Genomic DNA, 23,399 nt, shown 5'->3' on the forward strand with positions numbered 1-23,399 from the left:
ATAAAATATTAATTTATAAAGTTTTGTCAAGTTTAAAGGATTCTATATTCTACAGTCTTGGAAAGACGGATAAAAGGAATTATTTACTCTGTTTAAGTATTATTTTCATCCTTAAACTAGTGCTATTGTACTAATATTGTTTTCAATAGTTCTGTTGAGTCTAAGCGAAAAATTATAAGAAAAGTAATTGATAGCTATGGAGAATAAATAATAGAATCTAAATATTAAAGTCTTTTAATCATTAAAAAAAAACACTATTTACTTGCAAGTTAAAATTTAAGAGAACAGGAACTTATAGATTAAATAAAAAATGTAGAAAAAAATGAAGTATGCTTACTAGGGAAAGCAATAACTAGACATAAAACTATATCTAAGAAAAGACAAATAAAAATTAAGGAAAGAATAATTTTTCAATAAATCCAGCTTAACCATGAGAAAATTATGCTCTTAAAAAATAGTATAACGACTTTTGTTTTCCTTGTATCGATTTTAGGTCACAGTTACGTGTCAAAAAATGAAAAACAAATAACTGATATCCCCAAGAAAAATACTGAAATTAAATTACTATCTATTCTTGACTACAATAAATTAATTTGTGTAAAAGAAAAGCTTCACAGTAAGGAATTTACAGATGTCTATATGAAAATTTTAGATAATGCAGAAAAAGTATTAAATGAAGGCCCGTTTTCTGTAGTAAACAAAACTCAAACACCACCTAGCGGTAATAAGCATGATTATTTAAGTTTGGGACCTTATTGGTGGCCAGATTCAAATAAAATTGATGGTTTGCCTTGGGTAAGGAAAGACGGTGAAATAAACCCACTTACAAGGGGTGAAAATGTTGATGAGCCGAGAAAGGACAAAATGTTTAGCAATGTTAATAAATTGTCTTTTGCTTATTTTTTTTCTGATGATGAAAAATATGCAACAAAACTTATAGAATTGTTAGAAACATGGTTTTTGAATTCATCAACCAAAATGAATCCCAATCTGAATTTTGCACAAGGAATTCCTGGTTTAAACACAGGACGTGGTATTGGTATTATTGAATTTGCTGGCATATCCAATGTTATTAATGCAATTGAAATTTTAGAATTGAAGAATGTTTTGGAAGAATCAATTTCTTTAGGATTAAGAAACTGGATGCGTAATTATTTAGATTGGTTGCAAACCAGCGAATTTGGTGTTTTTGAAAAAAATACTAAGAATAATCATGGGACCCATTATGATGTGCAGATTACCAGTTTGCTTTTATTCTTAAATAAAAATGAGGAAGCTAAAACGTATCTAGAATCTGTTAAAAAAAATAGAATTGATACCCAAATAGAACCTGATGGAAGGCAACCACATGAACTAGCCAGAACAAAATCGCTATCCTATAGCACTATGAACCTGGGAGGCTTTTTGCAATTAGCTTACTTGGCAACCAAAGTAAATGTAGATTTATGGCATTATGAATCAGAAAATGGAGCAAGTATCCAGAAAGCTTTTGAATTTTTAGAACCTTATGCAACTAGTAAAAAAGATTGGGAATATGAACAAATAACCAGTTTAGAAAAGTCAATTAGAAATCTCCAGCAACTCTTCGGTAAGACGGACCGGTTGTTTGGAATTGAAGGTTACCATATTATTGGAAAGGAAGATAGGTTTGATGATTTATTTTATAACTGTGATTAATATTCAGAAATATGCAGCGAATTGCTTTTAAAATGATTCTAAACGAAGGTCAGAAAGAAATCTATAAAAAACGCCATGATACTATTTGGCCAGAGCTTAAGAAGTTATTAAAGGATAATGGGATAAGTGAGTATTCAATTTTTTTAGATGAAGATACTAACACTCTATTTGCTTTTCAAAAAGTTACAAATGGTGCTGGCTCTCAAAATTTGGTGTCTAATCCTATAGTAAAAAAGTGGTGGGATTTTATGTCCGACATCATGAAAGTCAATTCAGATAATTCGCCTGTTACTATACCTTTAAAGGAAGTTTTTTACATGGATTAATATTTAAAACCTAAATAAGATATTAATGAAGAAAAAGAAGCAGGAGAATTATTCTCTATTTAAAATAAGTAAGGCTCTATTATATTGTGTTTTTTTCGCAATAGGAATTGCTCAAGCACAGCAGGAAGCTCCTTCTTGGTTGGATTTTGCCCAAAAAAGTGAAAACGGCCAATTAAATCAGGCAACTTTAAGCGATTATTCTTACACAGGTTATCATTTTTCAGAAAAGGAACTTCCAGATGTTTCAACCTGGAACACTATAAGTGTTTTGGATTATGGGGCAGTGGCCAATGATGACAATTATGATGATGCAGCCATAGTCGCAGCTATTTCAGCAGCAGAAGCGAGTGTCGTGCCAACCGTCGTTTATTTTCCAGCAGGCCGCTACAAGGTGTCCAGTACAGAAACCGAAAACACTCCAATAATGATCCGGGGAAGTCATATTGTACTCAAGGGAGCAGGAGCAGGTTTAGGAGGTACCGAAATATTTACAGATAAAAGAGGTAACCATCCGTACCGTTTTGAATTTAAGCCATTAAGTACCCCCAACACTAAAATTACTAACACAGCAGCTAAAAGAATACTGAAGGGTGATTTTGAAATAGAAGTGGAAAGCACAAATGGTCTGAGTGTGGGGCAAACCGTAGAGTTATACCATCAAGGGGGAGAGAATTTAGATGCTAATATGCCAGGTCTAACTTATAATTCTATATGGAATGTAGCAAATAATAACAGAGGAGTCAGAACCCTAGAAAAGCATGTTATCACAAAGATAGAAGGTAATAAAGTAACATTTAAAAATCCAGTTCAATATACTATTACGGCAGAGTTTACTGGCGCACAATTGAATCGATATGAAACAATTGAAGAAGTAGGTGTTGAGGATATCCTGTTTACAAGCGATTGGTTAAATTATCCTGAAGATTATAAGCATCATGCTAATGATATTGTAGATTATGGTTGGCGAGCATTGAAATTAACCAATGTTAAAAACGGATGGGTAAGAAACTGTGAATTTAAAGATTGGAATGAAATGCTCCAAATATCAACATGTATTGGGGTGACTGTAAAGGACATTGTATGTTCGGGTAAAAAAGGTCACAGTTCTTATTATGCGATATACTCATATGGTGTGTTATTTGATAATTGTGATGATATTGTAGACCAGGGATTAAGCAGAGATAATGTTAAAGGTCAAGGACATGGGCCAGGAATGCGTTGGTCAACAACCAGTACTGTATTTACAAATTGCCAAATGCAGTTTGATCAAAGTATAGATTGTCATGGGTTTCATCCTTACGGTAACTTATTGGAGAATGTTTACGGAGGTTGTTTTAGAGCTAATGGAGGCGCAGAGAATTCGTATCCAAATAGTGGTCCATATTTAACATTTTGGAATTTTGTTCATGATTCAAGATATAATAGCGTAACATTTAATTTTTGGGATCCAGTTAATAGAAGAACACATACATATGGTTATCCTAACTTTATAGGTTTTACAGCACCCGATCCCAACGAGAATGTCACTTTACAAAACACAGGTTTGAATGAGTTACAAGGCGAAAAGGCCTATCCATTATCATTATTTGATGCTCAATTACAGTTGCGACTTTATGGTGCTTATATGTCGGCATCATCTTCTAAGCCAGAATATTTAGCAAAATATGCAAATGATGGCAAGTCAGATACGAGATGGGAATCAGAATCCACAGGTGCGGGACAATGGTTAATGTTAGATTTGGGGAGTGTTGAAGGTGTAAGTTCGGTTGTTCTCAAAGAAGTGTCTAACAGAATAGGTAACTGGGAATTGGAGTATTGGAATGGTACAACTTGGGTAAATCTTGTAACTGGTAACGAAATTGGTTCTGAAAAGGTTATTAGTTTTGCTATGGTGAATACACGGAAAATTCGTTTTAATATTTTGAGCATGATTTCGGGACAAGAAAGTGCCTCCGCTAGCTTAAGCACTTTTCAAATAGCAACAACTTTATCGAATGATAATATTGAAAATTTGAATAAATCTATAAGAATTTATCCAAACCCTAATAGGGGAGTTTTTAAAATTAATTTGCCATTGACTTCTGCTAATACTAAAATAGATATATATGATGTTTCAGGACAATTAATATTTTCTCGATACAATATACTATCATCAAGAAAAATAGAAGTAGATATTTCAGATAAATCAAGTGGGATATATTTTTTAAAATTAAACTTAGAAAAACCTATGTTCTTTAAGCTTGTAAAGGAATAGATACCTATCAGAAAAAATAAATTGGCGAAACTTATTTATGCTTTTTAATAGATAAGGATTATTGCTTATGTTTTGAAAAAATATTAATCAAAAATATACTTAATGGGGTTCTAGATAATGAGGTAGTCAGAATATTAAATATACTTAAAGTGTTGGTTTCGATTGGAATACAATGATTGTTTTACCAGTAATAATGGCGCCACATTGAAGGTGGTCACGATTCGGAATTTGGGGATTCTAATGGTGCTTTTTTATGACATAAAAGAGATTTATATGAAGGAGGTATACATGGGCCATTCATTGTGTGTAAGTTTGATAAAGTAAAAGCCGGTATCGAAAGTAATTACATTAGTACTTTTTGGGATGTTCTGTATATATGTTCTGATGTGTTGAATCAAGCAATACCAAAGCAAGTCAATGACGTATCTATCGTAAATATTTTATTAGGTAATAGTATATCACAAAAAGAACACGAATTTTTACTTTTTGAATACATTGATAAAAAGTATTAAACACAAGCAAAGGCATTAAGAATGCTGGGTTGGAATGTGGTGCGTGATGGTCGGAAAATTAAAAGGGAAAATAGAAATGAATCCTTCAAAATATGGACTATTGAATTGTACAATTTAACATATGATGTTGGTGAGCAATCTAACCTTGCAGATAAATATCCAGAGTTGGTTAATAAAGCACAACAAATTATGAATTATGAGAGTGGCGATGTTTCAGCTCTTCTTGACAGCAGGAATGAAATGCTTGTCAAGATAATAGTATTGATTCATTTTGATTCTTTAATAGAAACTCTTAAAACAAGGTTTAATTTTTTTAATGAAAAACTGATCGGAATTTAATTACAGGTCGTTAAAAAAAGTGCTAATTAGTGAATAACATATATTACAAAATAATAAAGGAACTGAGTCATGAAAATAACATCCTTAATCATAGGAGCATTAATTTTAATAATCGTTTTTAATTGTCAAAGTGAGCCAGTAAAAGAGTTGGGTAGGCAGAGCTTGCTTTTTAATGACAATTGGCAATTTCAGCTAGTGAAAAATGATTCCTTAGTGCCAGAAACCCTAGATTTTTCCGAATGGAAGCCTGTTCAATTACCACATGATTGGAGCATAGAAGGTGATATCTCAGTAGACAATCTTTCTGGACATTTTGGAGGCTATTATCCTGGTGGAATAGGTTTTTATCAAAAAACTTTTGAATATGATTGTAATTGGAAAAATAGACTAATATCCATTACATTCGATGGCGTTTATAAAGACAGTGAGGTTTGGATTAATGGGCATTATCTGGGTAAAAGACCAAATGGTTACATCGGTTTTACTTATGATTTAACACCCTATTTAAAGGAAGGAAGTAATAATATTCGTTTGAAAGCTGATAATTCGAAACAACCAAATGCACGCTGGTATACGGGTAGCGGTATTTATAGGAATGTTTGGTTGAAGATAAAGGATAATATATCCGTTATTGAAGATGGGACATATATTAACTCTAATAATATTACCACTAGCAATGCCAACATCAATATTGAATCAACTATTGGTAACATCAATTCCAAAGATGCATCTGTACATATTAGTTTAGAGGTTTTTGATATGGATAATCACTTGGTAGCTGAAAAAACTATACAAAGGGTATTATCCGCATCTGACACTATTGCCATAAAAGAGCATCTAATAATAGATAATCCTAGACTGTGGTCTCCAGAAACACCAAATTTATATTCGGCAGTTCAAAAAATCTCTCAAAACGGAAAAGTTTTAGATACATATAAAACCACTTTTGGAATTAGAAATATTCGATTTGATGCTGAAACTGGTTTTTGGTTGAATGGAGAAAATATAAAAATAAAAGGAGTTAATAATCATCAGGACGGTGGTGCCGTTGGTGCAGCTGTACCAGATGACGTTCTTAGGAGAAGATTGGAGATATTAAAGAATATGGGGTGTAATGCCATAAGAACAGCACATAATCCATTTTCCCCAGAGTTTTACCAGATGTGTGATGAAATGGGATTTATGGTTATGGATGAAGCCTTTGATGAATGGATTGCTTCTTGGCCTTGGGAAAATTACAAGAATAAGGGAAAAGTCCCTTTTGGATACCATCTTGAATTCGATAAATGGGCTAATAAGGATTTAAAAGATTTAATATTAAGGGATCGTAATCATCCATCAATTATTATGTGGAGCGTTGGTAATGAAATTCCGGATCAATGTTACCCTGAAGGGCCAAAGCGATTAAAACCACTTCTAGATTTGGTACATAAATTAGATCCAACAAGACCTGTAACAGCAGGTTGCTGTTTTATGCATTTGGCTAATGATACAGGTTTTTCAAATTTACTAGATGTGGCAGGTTATAATGGTGGTGGCGGTTCTGTTTTTTATGAAAAAGACAAAGCAATTTATCCAGATAGAAAATTTATAGCTACAGAGATTCCACATTCATTTCAAACACGGGGTGTTTACAAAACACACACAGAAATGCGCAGCCCACAACAAGGTATTAATGTGCCTAATTTAACTAAGGAGGAAGTATTTCCGGAATTTTCTGAATTTTATTCGTCGTCTTATGATAATTCTAGTGTGCGTATATCGGCACGCGACTCTTGGAGAAGAACAGATAGTTTACCTTACGTAGCAGGAGAATTTCGTTGGACGGGATTCGATTATTTAGGAGAAGGGATTAAAGGCTGGCCTTCAAGGTTATGGAATTTTGGAATTTTAGATCTCTGTGGTTTTCCTAAGGATACTTATTATTTCTATAAAAGTCAATGGACTGATGACCCTATGGTTCATATGTTGCCACATTGGACTTGGCCAGGTAAGGAGGGTAAAATAATTCCAATATGGACATATTCAAATTCCGATGAAGTAGAGTTATTTTTAAATGGAAAATCTCTAGGTGTTAAGTCTAATGCAGGTAAAATGAATTTATCATGGGATGTGCCCTATGTGCCGGGAGAATTAAAAGCTATTGCTAAAATTAAAGGAGAAGTAGTGGCTGAGCAGGTGTATAAAACATCAAAGTCACCGGTTCAAATAGAAATTTTAGTGGATAAAGATAAACTTTTGGCAGATGGATTGAGTTGTGCCCATCTCGAAGTGAATATTTTAGATGAAGACGGAAATTTTGTACCTTATGCAAATAATCTTTTAACGTTTCAAGTAGAAGGCCCGGCAATAAATTTAGGTTTAGAAAATGGAGATCCGTTAGATTTATCTTCAAACAAAATAAATAAAAGAAAAGTCTTTAATGGTAAATGTTTAATGATTTTACAAACAACTAAACAGCCTGGAAATATTAAAGTTAAGGTGTCTTCACCAGATTTGAAATCAGAAGAAATATCAATTTTAAGTTTAGAATCGGTTTTATAAATAAAAAAAGTTAGTTTTTAAAAGAAATAGTAGAGGTTGTTTTATCCTTCTAAAATTTATGTTTTTAAGTTTTAATGAAGAAATTAGTAATTTCCAATTTTAACATGTCCTAATTTTTAAGGTAGTCAACAAGCCTAAATAATAGCTCATTATACTTAATGATAATTTGTTAACAAGAAAGGTGGTTTCATAATTATAAAACCACCTTTCTTGTTTTAGAGTTCATAGTCTTTTGTAAGACTATTTAGTGTGAAATTCTATTTAATTAGTTTAATCAAACTATTAATTTTTTAGATATCTTTTAGATATAAATCTGCCTTCGTCATCTCTTATTTTTACAATGTAAAGTCCTGAAGTTAAATTACTAGTATCAAATAACATTTTATCAGGATTTTTCAAATCTACACTTTGTCCTAAAATATTAAATACTTCTACTTTTGCTATTTTTATATCTTCAGTAGTAATTAATTTAAAATTGTTTTTGGAGGAGTATAATTTTATTTGTGAGTTTAATATCGCATTGTCTTTTACACTCAAAACTTTTGTGCCGTTGTAATCAGCGATAGCTTCCTCTGAAGAAAGAACTTTAGTATAAACTTTAAAATCATCATATCTGCCTCCAGAGCTTTGCCCAAAGGTATTACCTAACCTAAATGTCTGATAAACTTTATCTATTAAATTTCCATCCATGATTTCATTAGTTTCAACATAAAAAGCACCGTTTAAATATGCAGTTATTTTATCATTAACAGTATCAAAAGTAAAAACAAGATGGTTCCATTCGTCAACTACAAAATAAGGTTTAATGTAAACTCTACCATCATCAAAACCTGTTATGTATAGAGGAGAGCCTGGTTCAGAGTCGCTAAATTCTGTTGGATAAAAACCCGTATTGGTGGCCCAACCTTGATTTCTTTGGAAAAACAAAGCATTGCCACTGGCTTCTTCAAATTTTAATATCATACCATTACCTGCCCCATTCCATTTGTACCAAAAGCTCATACTCCAATCTGTATTGTTAATAGGTAAACTGGCAATTTCTAAAAAATTCTTTTGATCAACTAACTGAAAAACGTTTCCTCGAATGGGGTCGCTTACAATACCTGCTGTAATTGGGTTTGCCCCATTTGGTGTAAAAGTAGCAGTGATTGGGGATGCCCCTTCTGAATATGTTTCAGTTCCAGAGGTATTAGCTTGGTCAAATTTAAAATACACATTTGGGGTAGGTTCTTGCGCTATTATAAGTGAAGGTATCGTTAATAAAGCACCTAGAATAAAAGTAATTTTTTTCATAATTTATGTCTATTTAGTTATTGCTCTAAACTAAATAATTAGCATTCAAAATAAATGGATTAAGGTATCTGTAATATGGATTAAATTACTTTTGGCTTGTCTGATGTCTTGATTTTTAAATAGATGGAGGTGTTAAAAGTGATAGTGCGATATTGTTAAGGCTAGTTTAGAGTAGAGAATGGAAAGCAAAATATGTTATATAATTTTATTTTATTATTACATAAATAGAAGAGAACATAAGTTAATATGATCAGAATAATTATAAAATTTCAAACAGTGCAGAAGTTGGACACATTCAACCATAAAGCATGATGTAAGTCTTTTCTTTTGTAATAAAGAATTTTATGGGATGTATAATACTTATTTGCTCAAATTTTGTTTATAACTTCTTGGTGATTTACCCATGAAATTTTTAAATATCCGCGAAAAATATAATGGATCCTCAAAGCCTACTTTGAAACTTATTTCTTTTATGCTCAGTTCAGTATAGTTTAAGTATTCACATGCCTTTTGGGTCTTTTTTAAGTTGAAAAAGACTAAAACAGGATAGCCTGTTTTGAGTTTGAATTTTGAGTGAATATAAGATTTTGAGTAGTTAAATTTTTCAGAAAGTTCATCAAGAGTAATTTTTCTTTCTAGATTATTGGCTAGATAATCTTTAATTGAATTAACTAAAGTATCGCTATTATCTGAATTTAATTTGGAATCGAAATCATGATATATAAATGAGCTTATAAAATTTAAACTCAAAAGATTCGCATATTCAATATAGCTGTCGAGGTAGTTATTATCATATAAATTAAATATTTTATTAAACTGTTCAATTCGTTTAGTTGTAAAAGGTATGTTTTTATAATTGTAAGAGTGTGTTGTAGAATACCTTTTGTATAATTCTTCTGCTAAAGGGCCTTTGAAATGAAACCAATAAATACTCCAAGGGTCATTATCATTGGCTTTATATTCATGGCTAGTATGAATAGGAATGATGAAAAATTGATTTGGTAATATCTCAGTCTTTATGTTTTTAAGGCGAATTATTCCTTTTCCTTTGGTGCAGTAAATAAAAATAAATTCATTAGCTCCTTTTTTTCTAATACGTTCATGATGGTGGGCATTAGGATAGTAGCCTAAATCACTAACATAAAAATTTTGAGAGATTTTATTTTCTTTAATTTTTTTAATGATATCTTTTGGTAGAGCTATCATTTTTTGTCCAAGAAAACCTTCTTTAATAGTGTTATTATCCATATGTACTGTTGTAATGTCTATTTGTTTTGATGGTTTAGTTGTTAAATTTGATATTTAATCACACAAAAATAAGATATATACCAATTTTAATGATTTTTATGCGTTAAAATATTCAAATTGCTAAAAATGTTTAAAATTAGGTATTATAAACTCCTTGAAACATAGGATTTAGGTTAATCGTGTGATAAATACTAATCTTAAAGTAGAGATGTTTACTAATTAACGGATTAAAATGCATATAATAAATATTGGTATTTACTTTTAAACAGTCTGACATTGACACAAGTATTTTGAGGATTATTATAAAAGTTAATTTTGAAAGCTGATTTCTTCTTTAGAATGAAGAAATACATTGGTGCAGGAGTCTCATGAAATATAAGATTAAGGAAGAGATGGTCAAAATTGTAAGTAGTAAACCTTTAAAGGAAATGTAAATAATTTGTTAAAATAAATTAATTTAATTATACCAATAACGTACTAAAAAAATGAAATTAACAGGATACTTAAAGCCCATTTATTTATGAAATCATATCTGTTAGTTGCAGTGATACTCTTTGTAGTTTTCTTCAATAGTTGTAACAATTATTCTAAACAAGATGTGTTTCATGGTCTTAATTTAGACCCTGTCAACGATAGTTTGACCCTGCCAGGTAATTTTGGTTTGGTAGTTGTTTCAGAAGGTGTTGGTAAAGCTAGGCATATTTACGTAAGAGATAACGGGGATATTTATGTCAATCTTGAATCAAAAGTTGAAGACAGTAGTCTGGTGGCATTAAGGGATACTAATGGCGACGGATGGGCTGAAGATGTTAAATATTTTGATAATTACAGAGGTACAGGGATTGCTATTGATGGAAACTATTTGTATGCTTCTTCTCGAACCGAAGTGTTTCGCTATACCTTCGATGGAAATGAATTACTTCCTAACTTGAATAAAGATACTCTTATTTCAGGTTTTGAAGCAAAAAGTAACCATCATCCCAAGGGATTCACATTTGATAAATTAGGACATATATATGTTAATGTAGGTTCACCGTCCAATGCTTGTATGGAACAGTTTAGAACACCAAATTCTCTTGGTAAAGACCCTTGTCCTGAACTGGAATTTAATGCTGGTATTTGGAAATTCAATAAAAATAAAATTAATCAAACCCAACAGATCGATGGGATAAAATATGCAACAGGAATAAGAAATGCCATGGCCTTAGATTGGAGTGAAGCCAACGGCGGTTTATATGCTATATCACATGGTAGAGATCAATTAAACACATTGTGGCCAGGTCAATGGACTGATGAAGAAAACGCCGAGTTACCTTCGGAAGAATTTTTTAAGGTGGATGAAGGCGACGATTTTGGATGGCCATATTGTTATCATGATAGATTTCAAAACAAAAAAGTGTTGGCACCCGAGTATGGTGGAGATGGTAAGATTATAGGGCGTTGTGAAGATGTGAAAGAGCCTTTAATTGGTTTTCCAGCCCATTGGGCTCCAATGGATTTATTGTTTTACACAGGAGATATGTTTCCGGAGCGTTATAAAAATGGTGCGTTTATAGCATTTCATGGATCTTGGAATAGAGCGCCTCTCGAGCAGAAAGGACACCGCGTTGTTTTCGTGCCATTTAAAGATGGTAAATTAGCTACAGACAAATGGGAAGATTTTGCCGTAGGTTTTCCTCATACAGAACATGTTACCGGAAGCAGTCGCCCAAAATACAGACCAATTGGACTGGCGCAAGGACCAGATGGCTCTTTGTATATTGCTGACTCTAGAGTAGGTAAGATATGGAGAATTATCTATATGGGTAAATAATAAAGTTCTATAATATAGGTAATCGATGAAATTATTTTTAAGAAATACAAGGTGTAGGATATTGTGTATGGGATTTGTTATGTTTTTCATAGCGGGATGTAGAAATGAGAATTCAAAAATACATTCAACAGATATAACTGTTGAGAAAAAAAACGCTAAAATAGAAACTCCTGAATATTTAGAAGGCAAAAAATATTTTAATCAGTATTGCATGGCATGCCACATGCAAGATGGTATGGGGGTGCCAGGAATGAATCCGCCTTTGGTAAAAACATCTTGGGTTTTAGGAGATAAAGCGAGATTAATAGGTGTAGTGTTAAATGGTTTAAGTGGTGATATTGAGATAAATGGAGAGCTGTACAGTAATTCGATGGGGTCTTTTGCAACACTTGAAGATAAGGAAATAGCACTGGTTTTGTCATATGTAAGGCAAAGTTTTGGTAATGATGCTGGGCCTGTAACACAAGAAGAAGTTGCTAAAGTTAGGGCTTCAATCAAATAAAATATTGTATAAATTAGGTTAATTAAATTTTTTTTATTCGTATTTGCAGGATATAATTTCTTCAAATATTTATAATTTAATTGTGTGATGGTCTTGACTTAAAGGATTCAAACCATTAAAAATGGGAGATGTAATTATTATAGTCTTGGCATTTATTTCCTATTGTTAAATTGTAGGATTATTTTTCTATCACTAAGGTTACTCGCAATTCTACTGGTTGAAATCTCAAGAAGTTGAAAGAACCAGAAGTTATAGTATTAGTTTCAGTCTATGCATGAACCAAAGTTTTGTGAATAGCTTCATTAATATAACTACAATATGCTTTTTTTAGATTAACTAATTAATTAATTAATTAATAGAGTTTTAATTTTAAAATATTGATAAAGAAATATTATTGTCTATGTTTTAAGTTTTTGTGTCCATTTTTTTTGTTTAAGATTAAGTTAGGTTTGTAAATGTTATTACAGATTAAACACTTTTATAACGAGTGTTTATTGGGAGGTATGTGTTTCCTATATTAATTTTTCCAGCCATAATCCAAGTTTTTTTATGATTTGAAAGTAGGCTAGAAAATGTACTAAAGCGTTTATTGTAAAGTTGATTCCGTAATAAGCATTAAATCATTTGGAACTGAAAATAATAGTTCCTCTCAAAATTTTATTAATGAATAAAAGAATAAATAATGAATAGAAATATGTCATAATTTTTTTTAACTGAAACTAAACCAACTAAATAACTAATTAAAACATCAAACTAATGAAAGTCATATTAACTTTCCTGTTTTGTATGCTCTTACAAATTGTAAATTCCCAAGTGCAGTCAATAAAAAATGGAATTTCTTGGAAAGACACAGATGGTAATCGAATACAAGCGCATGGTGCCAGTATTATAAAGCATAATGGTTTGTATTATATGATAGGCGAAGATCGGTCTAACCAATTCATATTTAAAGGTGTGAATTTATATTCATCTTCAGATTTAATGAATTGGGAATTCAGAAACAATATAATTGATGAAAACACCAACAGTCATTTAAAAGATCGATTACGTATTACCGAACGTCCATGTATAATATATAATCAAGCGACGAATAAATTTGTAGTTTGGATAAAATATCAAAATGCCCAATATACAAATAACAAGGTGGGTATTTTTACCTCTAGTACGATTGATGGAAAATATACTTATATAAAAGAGTTTTTTCCAGATGGTTATGATTCAAATGATGGGAACTTGTTTCAGGATACCGATGGTAAAGCCTATTATATATCTACAAATAAAGCTAACGGTAGCCTCAATCTTTACACACTTTCTTCTGATTATTTAGATGTTGTAGACAGCACAATTTTGTTTCCTGGAGAAAATAAAGAAGCTCCAGTGATTTTCAAAAAAGATAATCTTTATTACATGTTGAGTTCAACTAAAACGGGTTGGGATCCTAATCAAATGCGTTTTAGTACTTCCACTTCTTTAAAAAGCGGGTGGTCAGCCTGGCAACTAGTGGGTAACAAAATAACGTTTGATTCTCAACCTACAGATGTAATAAAATTAACAGGTACAAACGGTACTAACTTTTATTATGTTGGGGATCGCTGGAAAGATTTGGGGCTTCGGGAATCTAAGATTGTTATGTTTCCTTTGAATGTAAATAATGGAAGTCTGAGTATGAATTATGTAAAGGAGTTTAAAATTGATTTAAGTACTAGTGACTGGATAGAATATGATGATAATGTTTATGTTCCGCAGGAAAATTGGAGTTTGGTTTCTGTTTCTAGTCAGGAATTGACGGGATCTTATATGGCGGTTAATGCTTTTGACGGAGATGATAATACAATGTGGCATACAAAATGGAGTGGAGGAGCAGATGCTCAACCGCACGAAATTGTTATCAATTTGGGAGCAAATTATGATGTTTCAGGATTCAGTTATGTGCCACGAAAAGACTCTAGCTTGAATGGAATTGTTAGAGACTTTCAACTATTTTTTAGTACAGATGGAATTAATTGGGGAGCACCGACAGCCTCTGGATGGTTAGGTTATAACACAGATGTATTTTTTGAGACAACTCAAGCACATTACATGAAATTTGTTAGTTATTCCGATTTTAATGGGACAAATTATACTTCTGCAGCTGAGTTGAAATTAATGATGAATAATGAATTTGAAAGCGGAGGAATAAATTCATATGTTAATGTAGACAGCCAAGGATGGTATACAGGAACAAACATTAATGTTAATATTGGCAGCCGTGTGGAATTTGGACCCCAGGCTTGGGATTTCAACGGAGGTCAAACCCAATTTTACGGTTTTTTTAGTTGGTATGGACCAAGCAATTATCACTCAACGGAAAGAGCTCCTATTATTGATAATATCCAAGCTAATCAATTAGGAGAGTATACGGTATACTATCTAGATGATCGTTTTTCCATGCAAAAGAAAACACTAAATATAAGAACAAATTCTCTTTCAACTGATGATGATAAAATTAATAGTAATGCTAACTATTTGTACCCTAATCCAGTAAGAGGGGGCATTTTAAATATCGGAAACTCTGCTATTGATACAAGTTATAGCGTTTATGATATTTCGGGAAAATTGTTAAACAAGAATAGAGGGAATACTATAGATGTATCATTGCTTAGACCAGGATATTACATTGCTGTTATAAATGGTAAAGGCTACAAGTTTATCAAAAACTAATAATAGATTAAGTAAACTATGTCCCTCTCTTTTATTTAAAACGCGTATTAATATTAAATATTTTTTAGGGTTATTTAAGTTCTGTAACTTTTAAATATATGTCCTTTTTAAAATGTTACCCGTATTTGGTTTAAAACGACTTAGATGCTGCTAGGATTGTTTTAAAAAAAACTTTTTACATAAATAAATCGCTTGATTATAAAAATTAACAATGCAACTAATATTAACAATAGAAACTAATAAAATTTAATTATGAAAAATCACCAAAAACTAAAAATTAAATTCCTAAAAAGAATATTCAAGTAAATTGAATGCTTTATCGTTAAATAGTTTTATGGTAAAACTATGTAGTATTAAAAATATTACCAACTTAAATATAAATATGAATTCTAATTTATGAACCAATTACAAAAACAAAAATTAGGTAATTCCAAAAGCGGGATTTTTCTTTTCGTCTTTTTAGTATGTAATATATTATGGGTAAACGCTCAGAATATAAATGTAAGAGGGCAAGTACTAGATTCTAAAGGCGTTCCCTTGCCAGGGGTTAATCTTTTAGAAAAAGGTACAAATAACGGGTCTGTTACCGATTTTGATGGAGAATTTACCATTAGTGTTAAAAATGAAAAGTCTATTTTAGTTTTAAGCTACATAGGCTTTAAAACTCAAGAAGTTCCAGTAAAAGATAATAAAATAATTAATATCGTTTTAGAAGAAGATACAGAGTCCTTAGATGAAATAGTAATTGTAGGATATGGCCAACAGAACAAAGTAACAGTAACAGGAGCGATCTCGTCAATAGGAACAGAAGAGTTAACGAGCTCTCCAAGTGCTAGTGTTGCAAATGCTTTAGCGGGTAAGGTAACTGGTTTAAACTCAATACAGTATTCGGGACAGCCCGGAGCAGATAGTGCACAACTTTTTATACGTGGTGTAGCTACATTGTCTCAGGGGAATTCGCAACCCTTAATTATGGTGGATGGTGTAGAACGTAGTTTTACGCAGATTGATCCAGAAGAAATCTCAGATATTACTATATTAAAAGATGCTTCTGCTACAGCTGTTTACGGTATAAGAGGAGCCAATGGTGTAGTGTTAGTAACCACAAAAAGAGGTAAAGTAGGTGAAGCCAAAATATCAGCGGGATATTCTTATGGTATACAATCCCCAGTAAGGCTACCTGACTTTGTAGATAGTTATACTTATGCCACTATTTATAATAGGGCTCAATTAGGAGATGGAATTGCAGAGGAGCAATTAAAGTTTTCACCAGAAGTAGTAGAAGCTTTTAGAACAAAATCCAATCCGGTATTATATTCAGATGTAAACTGGATGGATTACGTTATTCGTTCAACATCTCCAATGTCAAAGACTAATTTTAATGTTTCTGGGGGGACTGAAGGTGTAAGATATTTTATGTCTGCCAGTTATTTAAACCAAGAAGGAATGTTTAACACCTTTGGAACAGGTACAGGAGAAAACTTTATCTATAAGCGTTATAATTACCGTTCAAATATAGATATTGATGTAACTAAAACCACTGAACTCTCCTTTACACTTGGAGGGAGAAGTGAGCAAAGGCAAGAACCAGAAGTGGCAGAGTCTCAAGATCAGTTGTTCAGATTTTTATACAGATCTGTGCCTTACAGTTCACCGGGAATAGTTGATGGTAAATATGTTCAAGACAACGAAGAATATATTCCTGGAGCGACTATTGATGCATTATCACGTTATTATGGACGAGGTAGTTTTACACGTGTTACTACAGTTTATAATTTTGATTTAGCATTAAATCAAAACTTAGATGCAATTACAAAGGGGTTAAAGTTTGGAGTTAAGGGGTCTTACAATCGTAATGCGGTACAAACTAAAATCCGCCAGACCTCACCTGATGTTTACACTGCTTTTTATGCTAGAGATTTTGACGAGACCCTTGCAGCTGATGATGAAACATTAGTATTCCCAAAAACTTCAACGGGAGGCCGTGTAGGCTATAGTGAATCTTATGGAAAGGATAGAAGTTGGTATCTGGAAGCTACTTTAAACTATAACCGTAGGTTTGGAGACCACGAAGTAAGTGGTTTATTATTATACAACCAACGATCTAATTATTATCCTGGAGGTAATTTTAATTATTTGCCAAGTGGTTATGTAGGTAGTGCTGCACGTGCAACTTATAACTACAAAAGAAAGTATATGGCGGAGGTCAATATCGGGTATAATGGTTCTGAAAACTTTGCCAGAAACGTTAGATATGGATTTTTCCCAGCTTACTCTTTAGGTTGGGTAGCTAGTGAGGAATCTTTCCTTAAAAACAATTCGGTAATTAGTTATTTAAAATTGAGAGCTTCTTATGGAAAAGTAGGTAGTGATAATTTAGGTAGTAATAGATTTTTGTATTTACCAGACGGATATCAAGTAGGTACTGGAAATGATTCTTATAATTTTGGGGTAGATGTACCATCAAACCAAAACGGTTATATTGAAACCAGATTAGGAAACCCTCTAGTTACATGGGAAACTGCCATTAAGCAAAATTACGGGTTTGACCTTAAGCTTTTCAATAATAAATTAGCGCTAAATCTAGACTATTTTATTGAAAACAGAGAAGATATTTTAACCACAAGAAATACAGTTCCATCAATAGTAGCAGTAACCTTACCAGCAGTAAACATAGGTAAAGTACATAATGAAGGGTATGAAATTAATTTGAGATGGGATGATAAAATTGGATCTAGTTTTAACTACTGGATTAATCCTAACATGTCTTATGCTAAAAACGAAATTGTTTTTATGGATGAGATAAAACAAAATTATGATTACCAATATAGAACAGGTCAACCAGTAGGCCAGCCATTTGGGTACATATTTAGTGGTTTTTACAGTGAAGATGATTTTAATGTAGATGGAAGTTTGAAAGATACTTTTCCTGTTCCAGCTTCTTCTGTTCAGGCAGGTGATGCTATTTATCAAGATATAAATGGAGATGGGTTTATTGATACTCAAGACCAAAAACCTATTGGGTTTTCAGAGTATCCACAGTATACCTTTGGTTTAAATGCAGGTTTTAAATACAAGAATTTTGATTTTAGAATGTCTTGGGTAGGTACAGAAAATGTTTCTAGAATTTTAGGGGAAGTAAGACAACCATTTGGAGAAACAGATAACTCAACGTTGCTCCAGTGGTTTGCAGATAACAGTTGGACACCAGAAACAGCAGACACAGCAACACTTCCAAGAATAACTTTTAATAATCGTGCCAATAACTTTAGCAATTTATCTGAGTTGTACCAGTTGGATGCTTCATACATTCGATTGAAAACTTTAGAGATAGGATACAATATTAAGTCACCTTTTATTAAAAAGATTGGAATCAAAAATCTTAGGTTATATTCTAACGGATATAATTTGTTGACTTTTGATAAGTTGGACGGGTTGGTCGACCCAGAATCAGGTACAGGCAACAGAGCCACATATCCTGCTATGAAAATATATAATGTTGGTGTTAATTTGAACTTTTAAATTTAATAATCATGAAAAAGTATAGATTATTTTTACAAATAATAGCCAGCTTATCATTTGTAATGATAAGTTGTGAAGAAGTGGAAATAGGAGATAATTTTTTATCCAAACCACCAGGAGGTGATGTTACCATAGATTCAGTATATGCAAACTTAGAAAATGCAGAAGGCGCATTAACCTCTGCATATGCCACATTACCTTATGGGCTTCCTGTGGCATGGCAACAAGGGCGTGATAAAATGAATATGGATATTTTAGAAAGTCTGACGGATCTCTCTCAAAGTTATCTTACATGGGGTGGTGTAAACCGTTTTTATTATTCAGGGACTTATGATGCTGGATTGGAAAATTGGAATAATCACACCAAGTATAATTATTATAAAGAAGGTAGTTGGTTAGGTATCAGACGTGCATATACTTTTATAGAAAATATTGATCGCGTCCCTGATGCAGACCAAGCAACTATAGACAGACTAAAGGGAGAAGCTTTGATGATTATTGCCGTACAATATGCCGAAATGTTTAGATACTACGGAGGATTGCCATGGGTAAATAAAGCATTTAAAGCGACAGATGATACCTATACTCCAAGAATGACAGCAGAAGCAACCATGGACTCCATTGTAGGGGTTATAGACCGTGCAGCAGCTTTATTGCCATGGGAGGTTGAAGATTTAAGTAATAATGAAGGACGTTTTACTCGTGCCGCAGCCAAAGCTCTAAAAGTAAGAGTTTTACTTTTTGGAGCAAGCCCGTTATTTAATAGTACACAGCCTTTCCGGGAAGGAGAAGCATCTGATTTAAAAATGACATGGTTTGGAGATTATGATGCTGATCATTGGCAAAATGTAGTAGATGCATGTGAAGATTTTATTAACGACCTACAATCAAATGGGTTTTACAGTTTGGTAAATACAGGAAATCCTAGGCAAGACTTTAAAAGTGGTTACTATGATAGAGGCTTAACAGAAATTCTTATTACAACTCGCGATAGATTCAGGTCTAATTGGGGTTACTATTTTTATCAGGCATGTAATTTTGGTATAGCAAGACCCTCGCAAGAATTAGTGGATATGTACCCTATGGCAAATGGAAAAAGTATTGATGACCCAACCTCTGGATACGATGCAAGTAATCCATATATAAATAGGGATCCACGTTTGTACGAAACTGTTCTTGTAAACGGAGATAGCTATGTTGGTCGTAAAGCAGAATTGTATATTGGAGGAAGAGAAAGAACAGGTCAGAATGTGCCGGGCGCAGGATCAGGGTACAGGCTTCGTAAATTTTTCTTAGATGGAAATGCTGCCACCTCTATTAACTCTGTAGTACAATATCCATATTTACGTTTACCTGAAGTGTATTTAAGTTACGCCGAGGCTTTGAATGAACTTAATGATGGACCAACAGCAAAGGCTTATGAATACCTTAATAAAACAAGACAACGTGTAGGAGTAGGTGATGCGCCAACAGGTCTTACAAAAGAACAGTTTAGAGAAGAGGTGCTTACCGAGCGTGCAAGAGAATTTGCTTTTGAAGAAATACGTTGGTTTGATTTGGTTCGTTGGAAAATGCCGTTTATTCAGCCGCATGGCATGAATATTACTAGAGATAATGCTACAGGAAATTTATCATACGAGGTTTTTGAAACGACACCAAAAAGAGCATGGGTTGAGAGTTGGGATACTAAATGGTATTTAAATGCTTTTCCTTCAGACGAGGTCAATAAAGACTATGGTTTAGTTCAAAACCCAGGCTGGTAGGATTTAATATAAAACGAAACAAAATCTAGCATAAATAACTCAAGCTAATCGAAAAAAATAGAAAATGAATAACTATTCGAGAATAAAACGTAGTGTTCTTTGGTGTCTGCTGGTAAGTTTATCATGCGTGTCATATTCAGTAGTGGCACAAAACCAAAATGTAGCTATCACAAAGCAGGATTCTACGGCAATTAAAAATCAACTGCTTAATACATTGGTTTCAGAAACCATAGAAACAGGTAATAATGAACAATTAAGTAAACAACATTTAACATCAGCAATTAATAAGGTGTCTGGTAAAGAATTGGAGAAGACCCTATCTTTCAATCCTGCCAATTCACTTTATGGCCTTTTACCAGGTCTAACGGTTCTTCAAAATGGAGGATCAGCAGGGTTTAGAAATCCAAACTTATATGTAAGGGGATTAAACTCTTTAAACAGCAATGCTGTTTTGGTTTTGGTTGATGGTGTTGAAACTGATATAAGTACTATCGCTACTTTATCTATTGAGAGTGTGGAGGTATTAAAGGATGCGGCAGCTTTGGCAATTTATGGTCATCGTGGGGCCAATGGTGTTTTGTTGGTAACTACCAAGCAAGGTATACCTCAAAAAATGGATGTAAATGTTAACTATCAAAATGGTATAACTACAGCTGTTGGACATCCTGACTTTTTAGATGCCAGCGGTTATGCACAAGCATTTAACCAAGCAAGATTGAATGATGGACTAACTCCTTTGTATTCTCAGTCAGACATCCAAGCATATGCTAATGGCAGCTCACCTACCTTTCATCCTAATGTAAATTGGGTAGATGAAGCTTTGCGTGGCAGTGGAACCAAAATGAATTTCAATACGTCTTTTCGTGGAGGTAGTGACAAAGTATTATACTATGCAGCCATTAACTACCAAGCAGAAAATGGCTTGTATGATGATAAAGGGTTAGAAGAATATGAGACACAAATTAAATACGATCGTGTAAACTTTCGAACTAATTTAAATATTGATTTGACTTCAACAACAGATCTTGTTGCGCGTGTATATGGTAGTATAGATGAATTATACGAGCCAGGTTCAGGTAATGGAGGTGGTATAATTAGTGCTATTTATAACACTCCAGCAAATGCTTACCCTGTAGTAAACTATAACGGCAGATGGGGAGGTACTAATTTGTACGGAAATAATCCAGTGGCTCTTATCAATTCCACAGGGTATCGTAAAAATCAAGGTACAGCTATTGGTATTAATGCTACATTAAAACAAGACTTGGCGGCTGTTACCAAAGGATTATCAGGAGAGCTAACGTTAAGGCATCACAACCAAGCGACTTCAACAGATGGGCAGACTAAAGATTTCCTTTACGAAGAATTAACACAAAATGCGACAACCATGGATACGATTTCTCAATTATACGGTGAGGATTCGGCATTAAGTGCTTTTTCGGGTAATGGGTTTACAGAGAGGTTTACTAGTTTTATGGGGAAATTTAACTATGATAAACAGATTAATGATAATACCATTAATTCATTTGTGATGTTTAATCAAGATAAATATGTAGGAAGAGGTCAGTATACAACTTTTTTACGCCAAAATTTAGCAGCCAATATACACTATGGTTATAAAGATAAATATTTGGCCGACCTTACAGTATCTTATGCAGGATCTAGTGTGTTACCTAAAGATCGATTTGAGTTTTATCCAGCAGTATCCGCAGCATGGGTAGTTTCAGAAGAAGATTTTATTGCAGATGATTCATGGGTACAGTATCTAAAATTAAGAGGGTCTTTTGGATATGCAGGTAGTGATAGGATACAATTAAATACCGAAGATCAAAGTTATAGTGGTGTTGGGTCTTATTTATTTACACAAAATAACTCCACGGCTGGAAGTATAGCTGAAGGACGCTTAGGAGGAAATCCAAAGATGGAAAGAGCCATGATGGCTAATGCAGGTTTAGACGTTAATTTCTTTAAAAAATTAAATTTGTCGGTTGATGCTTTTTACAACAGAAGAACTAATATTTTAGTATCTACTGGCGGACTAACATCAGATGTTATAGGAGTGGGAGCTCCTTTACTTCCTGTAGGAGAGGTGGAAAATAAAGGGTTTGAAGCTTCGTTGACTTGGCAAGATCAAATATCAGATTTTAACTATTCAGCAACGGCTATGTTTTCTTATGCTAAAAATAAAATCATTGAATCGGGAGAAGCCCCGCAACCATATGAATATATGAGAAGAACAGGAAAGCCTATCGGGCAAGCTTTTGGCTTGATTTCAGATGGATTCTTTAGCAGCCAAACAGAAATAGACAATAGTCATCCACAATTATTCTCATCTTTATTGCCAGGTGATGTTAAATATGTAGACCAGAATGGAGATAATGTGATCGATAATTTTGATCAAGTAGCTATGGGTTACAGTTACATACCAGAGATGTATTTCTCATTAAATTTGCACGCAGATTACAAGGGACTTGGATTTAATGCTATTTTTCAGGGCGTTGCCAACTTAACTGTAAATTTAAACACTCCGAGTGTTTACAGACCGTTAGTAAACAACAGCAATATTACAACATTCTCAAATAATGCTTGGACGCCAAGTAATATGAATACAGCTACCTTACCAAGGTTAACAACATTAGATAACGATAATAACTATCGTAATAATGATATTTGGTTGAGAGATGGTGATTACATTAAATTGAGAGCTTTAGAGTTTTATTACAGTTTACCAAAAGTGTTCTTAAGTAAATTTGGCGTCGATTATTTTAAAATTTCATTACGAGGTACTAATCTTTTTTCTTGGGATGATATAGACCAATTAGACCCAGAAGCACTGTCCATTAACTATCCGTTAATTAAAACGTTTAATATGGGTGTGGAGTTTACTTTTTAGGTCAATTTAATTA

13 protein-coding genes are annotated in these 23,399 nt (G+C 33.0%); 11 read left to right on the forward strand and 2 right to left on the reverse strand.

Translation table 11 applies throughout. From position 1 onward, the window contains the following. The first annotated feature begins 441 nt into the window (after positions 1 to 441). From ICJ84_RS05010 to ICJ84_RS05030, 5 genes are all read left to right on the forward strand, one after another. Entirely contained in the window at positions 442 to 1,677 is a 1,236-nt protein-coding gene (locus ICJ84_RS05010) for an alginate lyase family protein (RefSeq protein ID WP_188215239.1), read from the forward strand. Between the two features lie 11 nt (positions 1,678 to 1,688). Further along, positions 1,689 to 2,003 carry an L-rhamnose mutarotase gene (gene rhaM / locus ICJ84_RS05015; RefSeq protein WP_188215240.1) on the forward strand — a complete coding sequence of 105 codons (315 nt, stop codon included), beginning with the start codon at positions 1,689 to 1,691 and terminating at the stop codon, positions 2,001 to 2,003. A gap of 25 nt (positions 2,004 to 2,028) precedes the next feature. After that, complete coding sequence (locus ICJ84_RS05020; RefSeq protein ID WP_188215241.1) at positions 2,029 to 4,257, forward strand: DUF4955 domain-containing protein; 2,229 nt, start codon at positions 2,029 to 2,031, stop codon at positions 4,255 to 4,257. Positions 4,258 to 4,790: 533 nt separating this feature from the next. Further along, a complete protein-coding gene (locus ICJ84_RS05025) occupies positions 4,791 to 5,108 on the forward strand; it encodes a hypothetical protein (RefSeq protein ID WP_188215242.1) in 318 nt (105 codons plus the stop codon). A gap of 69 nt (positions 5,109 to 5,177) precedes the next feature. Next, entirely contained in the window at positions 5,178 to 7,652 is a 2,475-nt protein-coding gene (locus ICJ84_RS05030; protein WP_188215243.1) for a glycoside hydrolase family 2 TIM barrel-domain containing protein, read from the forward strand. A gap of 282 nt (positions 7,653 to 7,934) precedes the next feature. On the opposite strand, the gene ICJ84_RS05035 is transcribed toward ICJ84_RS05030, so the two are convergent. After that, complete coding sequence (locus tag ICJ84_RS05035; RefSeq protein WP_188215244.1) at positions 7,935 to 8,945, reverse strand: LamG-like jellyroll fold domain-containing protein; 1,011 nt, start codon at positions 8,943 to 8,945, stop codon at positions 7,935 to 7,937. A gap of 360 nt (positions 8,946 to 9,305) precedes the next feature. After that, positions 9,306 to 10,193, reverse strand: a complete 888-nt coding sequence (locus ICJ84_RS05040; protein WP_188215245.1) for an AraC family transcriptional regulator — start codon at positions 10,191 to 10,193, stop codon at positions 9,306 to 9,308. 520 nt (positions 10,194 to 10,713) lie between these two features. Between ICJ84_RS05040 and ICJ84_RS05045 the strand changes: the two genes are divergently transcribed. The 6 genes from ICJ84_RS05045 to ICJ84_RS05070 all read left to right on the forward strand — a co-directional run bounded on the left by ICJ84_RS05045 (position 10,714) and on the right by ICJ84_RS05070 (position 23,386). Then, positions 10,714 to 12,006 (forward strand): PQQ-dependent sugar dehydrogenase, encoded by a 1,293-nt coding sequence (locus tag ICJ84_RS05045; RefSeq protein WP_188215246.1) that lies wholly within the window; start codon positions 10,714 to 10,716, stop codon positions 12,004 to 12,006. Positions 12,007 to 12,073: 67 nt separating this feature from the next. Beyond that, complete coding sequence (locus ICJ84_RS05050) at positions 12,074 to 12,508, forward strand: c-type cytochrome (RefSeq protein WP_206688675.1); 435 nt, start codon at positions 12,074 to 12,076, stop codon at positions 12,506 to 12,508. 756 nt (positions 12,509 to 13,264) lie between these two features. Next, positions 13,265 to 15,208, forward strand: coding sequence for a family 43 glycosylhydrolase (locus ICJ84_RS05055; protein WP_188215248.1), 1,944 nt, complete (start codon positions 13,265 to 13,267; stop codon positions 15,206 to 15,208). A 396-nt stretch (positions 15,209 to 15,604) separates the two neighbouring features. Further along, positions 15,605 to 18,730, forward strand: coding sequence for a SusC/RagA family TonB-linked outer membrane protein (locus ICJ84_RS05060; protein ID WP_188215249.1), 3,126 nt, complete (start codon positions 15,605 to 15,607; stop codon positions 18,728 to 18,730). An 11-nt stretch (positions 18,731 to 18,741) separates the two neighbouring features. Further along, positions 18,742 to 20,493: a RagB/SusD family nutrient uptake outer membrane protein gene (locus tag ICJ84_RS05065; protein WP_188215250.1), complete on the forward strand. Its 1,752-nt coding sequence runs from the start codon at positions 18,742 to 18,744 to the stop codon at positions 20,491 to 20,493. Between the two features lie 64 nt (positions 20,494 to 20,557). Further along, positions 20,558 to 23,386 carry a SusC/RagA family TonB-linked outer membrane protein gene (locus tag ICJ84_RS05070; RefSeq protein WP_188215251.1) on the forward strand — a complete coding sequence of 943 codons (2,829 nt, stop codon included), beginning with the start codon at positions 20,558 to 20,560 and terminating at the stop codon, positions 23,384 to 23,386. Positions 23,387 to 23,399 lie beyond the last annotated feature (13 nt).

The sequence above is a fragment of the Aestuariibaculum suncheonense genome (genome assembly GCF_014596935.1).
GTDB classification, from domain to species: domain Bacteria; phylum Bacteroidota; class Bacteroidia; order Flavobacteriales; family Flavobacteriaceae; genus Aestuariibaculum; species Aestuariibaculum suncheonense.

What these genes read in the sequence shown, in the direction of transcription:
- ICJ84_RS05010 (WP_188215239.1), top strand. Translation starts at nt 442, where the DNA reads ATGCTCTTAAAAAATAGTATAACGACTTTTGTTTTCCTTGTATCGATT.
- rhaM (WP_188215240.1), top strand. Translation starts at nt 1,689, where the DNA reads ATGCAGCGAATTGCTTTTAAAATGATTCTAAACGAAGGTCAGAAAGAA.
- ICJ84_RS05020 (WP_188215241.1), top strand. Translation starts at nt 2,029, where the DNA reads ATGAAGAAAAAGAAGCAGGAGAATTATTCTCTATTTAAAATAAGTAAG.
- ICJ84_RS05025 (WP_188215242.1), top strand. Translation starts at nt 4,791, where the DNA reads ATGCTGGGTTGGAATGTGGTGCGTGATGGTCGGAAAATTAAAAGGGAA.
- ICJ84_RS05030 (WP_188215243.1), top strand. Translation starts at nt 5,178, where the DNA reads ATGAAAATAACATCCTTAATCATAGGAGCATTAATTTTAATAATCGTT.
- ICJ84_RS05035 (WP_188215244.1), bottom strand. Translation starts at nt 8,945, where the DNA reads ATGAAAAAAATTACTTTTATTCTAGGTGCTTTATTAACGATACCTTCA.
- ICJ84_RS05040 (WP_188215245.1), bottom strand. Translation starts at nt 10,193, where the DNA reads ATGGATAATAACACTATTAAAGAAGGTTTTCTTGGACAAAAAATGATA.
- ICJ84_RS05045 (WP_188215246.1), top strand. Translation starts at nt 10,714, where the DNA reads ATGAAATCATATCTGTTAGTTGCAGTGATACTCTTTGTAGTTTTCTTC.
- ICJ84_RS05050 (WP_206688675.1), top strand. Translation starts at nt 12,074, where the DNA reads ATGGGATTTGTTATGTTTTTCATAGCGGGATGTAGAAATGAGAATTCA.
- ICJ84_RS05055 (WP_188215248.1), top strand. Translation starts at nt 13,265, where the DNA reads ATGAAAGTCATATTAACTTTCCTGTTTTGTATGCTCTTACAAATTGTA.
- ICJ84_RS05060 (WP_188215249.1), top strand. Translation starts at nt 15,605, where the DNA reads ATGAACCAATTACAAAAACAAAAATTAGGTAATTCCAAAAGCGGGATT.
- ICJ84_RS05065 (WP_188215250.1), top strand. Translation starts at nt 18,742, where the DNA reads ATGAAAAAGTATAGATTATTTTTACAAATAATAGCCAGCTTATCATTT.
- ICJ84_RS05070 (WP_188215251.1), top strand. Translation starts at nt 20,558, where the DNA reads ATGAATAACTATTCGAGAATAAAACGTAGTGTTCTTTGGTGTCTGCTG.